The organism is Nocardia carnea (assembly GCF_029869215.1).
Classification (GTDB): Bacteria; Actinomycetota; Actinomycetes; order Mycobacteriales; family Mycobacteriaceae; genus Nocardia; species Nocardia carnea_B.
In genome coordinates, this window is sequence record NZ_JARWPM010000235.1 from 1 (window position 1) to 7,848 (window position 7,848).

The window sequence follows — 7,848 nt, forward strand, 5'->3', positions numbered from 1 at the left end:
GCACCATGTGCGTCGGCCTGATCACCGGCAGCGGGAACCAGATCGCCGCCGCGGGGGGGGGGGGCCGCGTGAAGCAGCCCCCCCCCCCCCCCCCCCCCCACGCGGGCGGGGGGGGGGGGGGGGGGTGCTTTTTACCCCCCCCCCCCCCCCCCGCGGCGGCGATCTGGTTCCCGCTGCCGGTGATCAGGCCGACGCACATGGTGCGGATCTGGTTGAACAGCACCAGGGCCAGTCCACCGGCCGCCACCGCCTGCACGCCGAGGCTGCCCATCAGGGCGATGTTGGTGGTCGATACCGCGACCTGTGCGAGCTGGGTGAGCGCGATCGGGGTGGCCAGGGCGGCCAGCCGCCGGGCATCCGCGCCGGCGAGCCGCCGGCCGTCGGGACGATGGCGTGACAGGGGGGTACTGATCACCGGGCCCGCACCATGGTGTCCGAATCCTCCGTATGGTCGTGATCGTGGATGTCCTGCTCGTCCACCGGCCGTGTACCACGGCCCGCGGGAGCATAACGGGTCAAGAGGGTGTGCACCGCACGTTCGGCGCGGGTGTCGAGGAGATCGCGTTCGGCCATCCAGTCGTCGTCGAACACGGTGTCCAGGTATTTCTCACCGCCGTCGCAGACGATGGTGACCACCGTGGAACCCGCGGGGAACTCGTCGAGCCTGGTCAGCGCGGCATGCACCGATCCGCCGGCCGAACCGCCCAGCATCAGCCCGAGTTGCCGCGATACCGCGCGGCAGGTGGCGAACGCGTCGATATCCGATACCTTGACGCCTTCGTCGAGCAACTCGTAGTCCACGGCGGTACCGATGGTGGCGCCGGGCGGGGTGCCGGTACCCGACTGCCAGTACGGCCCGCCGGGGCCGCCGAACGCGATCGAGCCGACCGGTTCCACCCCGATCACCCGCGGTACGCAGCCGAGTTGCCGTAATCGGGTCGCGGTGCCGAACAGGGAACCGCCGGTGCCCACAGCGGAGAGCAGGATATCGACCCGCTCCACCTCGGCCAGTAATTCCTCGGCCACCGCGTAATAGCCGACGGCATTGGCGTCGTTGTTGTGCTGTTCGGTGAAATACGCGTCGGGCAGCCCCGCCGCCATGGCCGCGGCGTGATCCTCGCGGGCGGAGGTGGCGAGGGCGTCGTCACCGTCGTCGGCGACGAAGACCAGGTCGGCACCCATTGCCCGCATAGCCCGTAATTTGTCCTTGCTCGCGTGATGATCGACCACCGCGGTGAAACGGTAGCCGCGTTCGGCGGCCACCACTGCCAGGCCGAGCCCGGTATTTCCGGACGTGGATTCGATGATATGCCCACCGGGGCGCAGCAAACCCCGGCGCTCCGCGTCGAGCACCATTGCGCGTGCCATCCGGATCTTGGCGGCGCCCGTCGGATTGAATTGTTCGAGTTTGAGCAGCAGCCGGGTACCGGATGCGGTGGTCGCCAATTCGAACAGCGGGGTGCGGCCGATCAGGTCCGTAACGCGGGTGACGAGAGGCATGGCAGAACTCCTGGGCGTCGAGAGCGGTCGGTGCGAGGCGGCCGGAGCCGGCGGCCGCACGGGTCAGGAATGATCGAGCGCCCAGCGATACCGGTCGCCCGGTGCCGGGGAAAGCACCACTTTCGGCGGAATGGGTAATTCGTGGAAGGGCGATTCGTTGGAATCCATCTGGTAGCCGGCGGTATTCGGGTAGATCAGCAGATCGCCGGTTTCCCCCGCCCGCGGCAGCGGTATCCGCCGCCAGCTGAGCATATCGGATTCGAGGCAGGTGGCGGCACCGACGACGGTGGGGGTCGGTGTTCCGGGGCCGGTGGGCCAGAGCACCGGGTCGGGCAGGTATTCGCTGTCGAACCACTGTTCCGACAGGCTCAGGCTGGAACCGTCCACGGTCAGCACCCGGTACGGCTGCCCGTGTTCGTGCCGGGTCTTGTGACCCTGCACCCGGAATACCGTACTCCCGGCCCGGTCGAGCAGGGCGCGCCCCGGTTCGACGGCCAGCGTCGTGCCTGTCTGCCGTAGCTGCCGGGCGAGGTCGCCGTGATCCAGGACGGCGGCCAGCATCGCCGGGCCGGCGGCGGGAAAGGAATACGGATAATACGACGCGAACGCTTTACCGGAATGGAACCAGCGGCGGCTCGCCTGTTCCCGGAATGCCGACCAGTGTTCGGCGCGAACATAATCCACCCCGAATCCACCACCGATGGAAAGAGTGGTCGCCGGATGTCCCTGGGCCCGGGCCGCGCGAAGACGGTCGAGCAATTGGACGGCCAGCTCGGCCCGCGGTATCGGATCGTATCCGGAAAGGTGAAAACTGAAGCCGTGCAGAGATATCGCCGGGTATTCGGCGGCCGCTGTGACGGCCTGATCCAGTTCGTCGGCCGGCATACCGAATCTGCTGGCCGAAGCCGCCGGTAATACCCGTAACAGGATCCGGACCGGAATATCCAGCGCGGCCAGCCGTTTCAACTCGCCGAGCGAGTCGACGGCGATCAGGCAGCCGTGCCGGGCGGCCAGCCAGTGCAGTTCATCGGATTTCTCCGGACCGGTCACCATCAGGTCCACCCCGCGGACGCCTTGGCGCAGTGCGGCACCGAGTTCGCCGGTACTGGAGACATCGATGCCCGCGTCCGCGGTGGCGCAGGCCCGGGCCACACACGCCGACTTGTTCGCCTTCTTGCCGTAGTAGACGGCACCGGAAACACCGGTGTCGGTGAAAACCCGCTGGAAACCGCGGATGTTCTCGACCACCCGCGGCGGGTACATCATATGGAACGGACCGCCGATCGCAAACGCGATATCCCCGAGTAGCCGCGGATCGCCGAGGACCTGTTCCTCCCAGGGGGCGCGGTGCGCGGGCAGCGGTGCCGCCACTGTCCCGGCGTGCTCGCCGCGGGCATCGGCGCCGGCGCCGGCCGGGGCATCGGCTCCGGTCAGTCCCATAGCGCGACCTCCGTACCGCGGCCCTCGGCGACGGCCCGTTCGGCCAGCGCGTGGGCGACCGCGATATCGGTGAGCACCAGCCCGCTGTTGTAGACGAAGATCCGCTCGTCGGCACGCCGGCGGGCCACCGCGCGGCGGCTCAGGATCTGCGGCAGTTCCGCGTCGACCGGGCGTAGATCGCCGTTCTCATCGGCCATATCCGTTCCGGTGAGGGCCATCTGCTCGGCGCTGGTGGCGACCACCCGATCGGCATCCCGCAGGGTCGAGGGGGCCAGGCCGTATCCCACCAGCACCACCACCGAACCCGGTTTCAGATGCTCTGATTCGATCGCCACCTCGGTTCCGGGCCCCGCCGTGGCCAGCACGACATCGGCCGTGCGCGCCGCGGCGTACGGGTCGTCCACGGTGTGCAGCAGCGCATGCGGGGCGTACTCGGCGAGCTGCCGGTGGACGGCCTCGATGCCCTCGGGATGGGTCCCGTAGAGCATCAGTTTGCGCAGTTGCGGGTTGGCGGCCAGCAGATGTGGCAGCGCGTTGCGGCCCTGGGTGCCGGTACCGATGAGCAGCACCGAATCCGCTTCCCGGCTGACGGTTTCGCGTACCAGGAGGGCGGACACGGCCGGGGTACGCAACGCGCCTACCCGGGAGCAGTCCATCATCGCGATGGGGGCGCCCGTGGTGTCGTCGTAGAGGGTGATGGTGGTGTAGTAGCGCTTGGTGGTGCGGTCGTGGCCGGGATCGAATTTGTACGACGTCTTCATCGCCACCACCCGGCGCCGGCCGTCGCGGCCCAACATGGCGTAGGCCACCGACCAACCGTCCGGATTGGCGACGCTGAGTTTGCGTGGATTGTCGGAATCGCCCGCGGCCAGGGCGATATAGGCCTCCTCCACCGCGCGAACCACCGCGGCCGGGGCGATCGGCACATCGGCCAGGTCGCTGCGGCTCAGTACGCGCAGGGGGGTTGCTCGGTCACGTGTGCCCAACGGATCCTCGATCATCTACTGCACCGTTCCGCTCTTCCCGCATCCCGCGCACCGGCCGCGTTGCCGTCGGTGCGAAGGGTGCGACGATCTGCTGACCGTATCCATTCTCCCTGGATTCGGCGGCGCGGCGCGGGCGTTCGGGTAGCCGGATGTTCACTCGTTTGAGCCAGCGGTCGGTGCCGTCGTAACGGGCGGTGAACGGTACCCGGCCGTGGACGGCGACGTCGTTGTCGACCAGCAGCAACTCGCCGGGCCGCAACGCGGCCACCACACAGACACGTTCGAGTTCGCGCTCCAACTCTGCGTAGGCGGCGCGGAACTCCGGGCCGGCGTCGTCGAGCGGGGTGTAGGCGGGATCGAAACGCAGTGTGCGCGAAGCCGGTTCGTCCGCGCCTTCCGCCTCACACCACAGGGTCGGGACCGGGACGGCGGCGGCCCGGTCGAACGCCGAGCCGTAGGAGACGTCCGGCAGGATCGGCAGGGTGGGGGTTCGTAGCGTGTCCAGTTGTGGCTCGGTCAGCCGCACCCTGCGCACCGAGGAGACCGTGGTACCGACCAGATCGGGGTTGCGCAGGCAGGCCAGCATGAGCAGGTTCGCGCGCAGCGGATGGAACGCGTCCTCGGTGTGCGGGCTGAGCAGCACGCTGCTGCTCGCCCCGGACTGCTCCAGTTCGTGCCCGGCGGCGGGCACGATGTTGTTGACCAGCCGGCCGTCCTGCTGGCCTGCCCAGCCGAAGGGCTCACCGGCCGCCGCGGCGAGCAGCAGCAGGGCGATATCCAGTTCGAGCGAGCAACCGGGGCGATTCGGATCGGTGCTCCATACCGCCGCGGTCTGCCAATCCGGTGGGGTGGGCCCGATTTCGTCGTCGGACAACGGCAGCCCGCGCACGATGCAGGCGCCGGCCGAGGTCGCCGGTGGGCGGACCGCGGTACGCACCTCGGCGGGCAGTTCTGCGGCCCGGGTGCCGATCCGTTCGAGGAACGCCGGGTCGGTCAGCGGTCCGGCGGGCCCACCGGGTCCGGGGGTCCCTGTGAGGGCTATCTCAGCGGCCAGTTCGCGTACCGCCTGTGCGGCGGTGCCGGGTAACTCACGGTGCTCGATATCGTCGATGCTGGGTGGGTGAAGCGCTTTACGTTCGGAGAGAACGCTTTTCACCAAAGTTTCCCTTCTCGGAATCGTGGATCGCGGTACCGGTGCGGACGAGTCGATGTGCGAAGGTAGTGCGTGGCCGCGGCCGTGGCAAGGGTTACCTAACTACGGCGTGTGATAGCGGCTGTGAATAACAAACTCAACGTACAGGTGGGCGGGTGTATGGTCATCGGGTGCGGCCGAGGTGATGAGACGCAGAACACGGTAAGGCTAGCCTGCCCTAGCCGCAAAATCCGGCCGACTCGCCGGGAGTGAGAAGGTCCGCGCCGCAATGCTTTACGCCCCGGCCGACCACTCCGGCGAGGGAGTCAGAGGCTGTTCGCCAGCAGGGCGTACTGAGCCGCCGCCTTCTCCCGGATATCTGCCTCGTTATCGCTGGAGACCACCCCGACATACCGCTTGTACGGGACGAAACAGCGGAATCGGTACTGGCGCTCCGGATCGCCGGTGTCGTTGAGTTGCAGGCATTTCGCGCCGGGCACATCCGCCGGGGCCGGCAGCGGATCGTAGGCGGGCCCGGCCGATTCGATGAAACCGTCCACCAGAATCGGCGCGCCCGCCGGATCCCGTACCCGGGCCACCGAACTCCCGTCCACGTAGGCGGTCCGTTCGAAACCGGCCGCGTCGAACAAACGCGCCCGGTCGGGCTGGTCGTCGGCGGAATTGAGCAGATAGTTGCGACCGTAGACAGCGAATTTGTCCGGATCCGGCTCATGGCCTTCCCGGTCGGCGACCACCACCCGCGCCAGCAGATTCTCCGGGTCGACCGGCAGATCCGCGATATCGGCCGTCGGTGTGGGCTCGAACCGCTCCAGCAGCGCCAGCTGGGCGGTGAGGGTTTTGTCCACCCACGCCACCAGATCATCGCTGTCGGCCTTCGGGCGCTGGACGAACAGCGAGATCACGAACTGTTCGTGTGCCAGGAACGCGCCGATATTGGCGATACCGGGCCGCCAGTGCAGCAACGCCTCCGGATGCTCCGTCGACTCCAGCTTCCGGTTGTCCGGCGAGACGCCGATATCGGCCGCCTCCAGCTCCTCGGCTGCCTTCCCGGCGCTTTCGGAATCGGGGAACCGCAGGGCCACCACCGTGATCGCGGTGGCGTCGGGGGTGGGCCGGGTCTGGCCCTCCGGATCGTCCCGGTCGGCGCCGCTGGCCGCGTAACCGACGACCATCCGGCGGTTCTTCAGAATCGGCTCGGATACATTGGCCAGGAAATCCACCGCGGTCTCCGCGTCCGGCAGGACCTTCGACCCGCGCCCGAACTTCAGCGACGGATCGACCTGACTGCTCGCCACCACCGCCTCCGACATCCGGATGCCTTCCAGCATCGGGCCGTGGTCGCCCGCATCCTGGGGATAGCCGAACCGGTCGACCGGGAAATCGCCGACCTCGAGGGTGCGCACATCGATCTCCGCCGCGACCGGCGTGCCCGCCACCGAGCTACATCCGGACACCCCTGCTGCCAGCAGGGCGACAAGCGCGGTGAAGACGCCGCGACGTGTTGTCCGAAGCATGGCCGGCCCCTCGTTCCGATCGAAGCTGCACCCTTGAAGTTACCCGACCGGCCGCGATCTCGGGGAGGGTGACCACCGGCCGTGCCATACCCTGGTGTGGTGCCAGACAACCCGCGACAGCGCCCCGGCGGAGATTGATCCGCATGCAGGACCAGCAGGTCGAGGTGGTGCCCGGCCCGCATGCCGCGGCGCGGGTCGCGGGCGCGGTGGTGCTGGTGGTGCATCGCGGGCCGGGCCGGCCCACCGCCGACTCCCCGGCCGTGCGGGCGCTGGTGAGCCTGGCCGAGCTGGTCTACGAGGCGACGGCGCGGCACCCCGACGGCCCGGGCGCCGCCATCGCCCGGGAGGCGACGAGATGGCTCACCGCGCGGGCCGAACGCACCACTCCGGGAACGTCGGTGGATTTCGGGATCCTGTCCGCGGCCGGACCGGATCGGGTGGCGATCTTCCTGCACGGCGCCGTCACCGCCGTCGTGGCGGGGGAGAACACCGAATATTTCCACGGTCGCGACGCGGTGTTCACCGTCGATCGGGCCGTGGCAGTTCCGTCCCGCGCGGTCGCGCTGTTCGCGGACGATCCGCTCGTCACCGCCGACGATGCCGCCGAGCCCGAACTGCCCGGCCTCCGGGGGATCGGCCGGCTGGTCGAGGGGATCGCGGAAGCGCACGCGGTGATCGCCTGGTCACCGCCGGACCGGCGGGCCGCCGCGGACCGCGGCCCGGGCGCGGTACCGTCGGCCGGGAGGCGCGGAGTCGTACTGGGCAAGCCGGCCGATACCGCAGAGGCCGGCCCCGTCCGCGACGATCGCGAAACCCAGCCCTCGGCGCGCCAGGCGAATTCGTCCTCGGGCGTAACGCCCACTGCTCCGGAAGCGCCCCACCGAGCGCCGGTCTCACAGGCGGCCGATGCCCCCGCGAGCGCGGGCGGGGAGCGGCCGGGGCATGGCATCTCGCCGCGCCGGCCGGATCCGGATGATGTGGTGACCGCTACCGCGAGCTCCGCTGTGGACAGCGTCCAACTCTCCGAGCAGGCGACCCTTGCCGCGGACGCCGACTCGAACGACCCCGCCGGCGGCCGGGCCGGCGGCGCGCAAGCACCGGCCGCCGATCCACACCACGCCGAGACCGAGGTCAGCGGCCGGCAACCGCCCGAATCCGGGGAAGCGAGCCGGGCCGGGCAGGGACCCGGGGCCGCCGGGGGGCCCCCCCCCCGCCCGCCCCCGGGGGGGGCCCCCCCCCCGCGGGGGGATGCCGG

General features: G+C 69.7%; 6 protein-coding genes and 1 pseudogene. 1 reads left to right on the forward strand and 6 read right to left on the reverse strand.

Annotated features, from left to right (window positions below; all coding sequences use genetic code 11):
- The 6 genes and pseudogenes from QH276_RS16100 to QH276_RS16125 form a co-directional block, all read right to left on the reverse strand.
- Nucleotides 1-412 (reverse strand): annotated as a pseudogene (locus tag QH276_RS16100) (hypothetical protein); the annotation flags it as partial.
- Nucleotides 412-1,500, reverse strand: a complete 1,089-nt coding sequence (locus QH276_RS16105; RefSeq protein ID WP_280401160.1) for a PLP-dependent cysteine synthase family protein — start codon at nucleotides 1,498-1,500, stop codon at nucleotides 412-414. The gene QH276_RS16105 and the pseudogene QH276_RS16100, both read right to left, overlap by 1 nt.
- A gap of 63 nt (nucleotides 1,501-1,563) precedes the next feature.
- Nucleotides 1,564-2,940 (reverse strand): alanine racemase, encoded by a 1,377-nt coding sequence (locus QH276_RS16110; protein WP_280401161.1) that lies wholly within the window; start codon nucleotides 2,938-2,940, stop codon nucleotides 1,564-1,566.
- Complete coding sequence (locus tag QH276_RS16115; RefSeq protein WP_280401162.1) at nucleotides 2,931-3,941, reverse strand: ornithine cyclodeaminase family protein; 1,011 nt, start codon at nucleotides 3,939-3,941, stop codon at nucleotides 2,931-2,933. The genes QH276_RS16110 and QH276_RS16115 overlap by 10 nt, the downstream gene beginning before the upstream one ends.
- A complete protein-coding gene (locus QH276_RS16120; protein ID WP_280401163.1) occupies nucleotides 3,913-5,082 on the reverse strand; it encodes a TauD/TfdA family dioxygenase in 1,170 nt (389 codons plus the stop codon). The genes QH276_RS16115 and QH276_RS16120 overlap by 29 nt, the downstream gene beginning before the upstream one ends.
- 302 nt (nucleotides 5,083-5,384) lie before the next feature.
- The gene (locus QH276_RS16125) at nucleotides 5,385-6,593 is read right to left on the reverse strand and encodes a DUF7373 family lipoprotein (protein ID WP_280401164.1); all 1,209 of its coding nucleotides are present in this window, start codon (nucleotides 6,591-6,593) and stop codon (nucleotides 5,385-5,387) included.
- A 143-nt stretch (nucleotides 6,594-6,736) separates the two neighbouring features.
- Here QH276_RS16125 and QH276_RS16130 point away from each other — a divergent pair.
- Nucleotides 6,737-7,848, forward strand: a 1,112-nt coding sequence (locus tag QH276_RS16130; RefSeq protein WP_280406796.1) for a hypothetical protein, incomplete at its 3' end; no start/stop codon positions are given.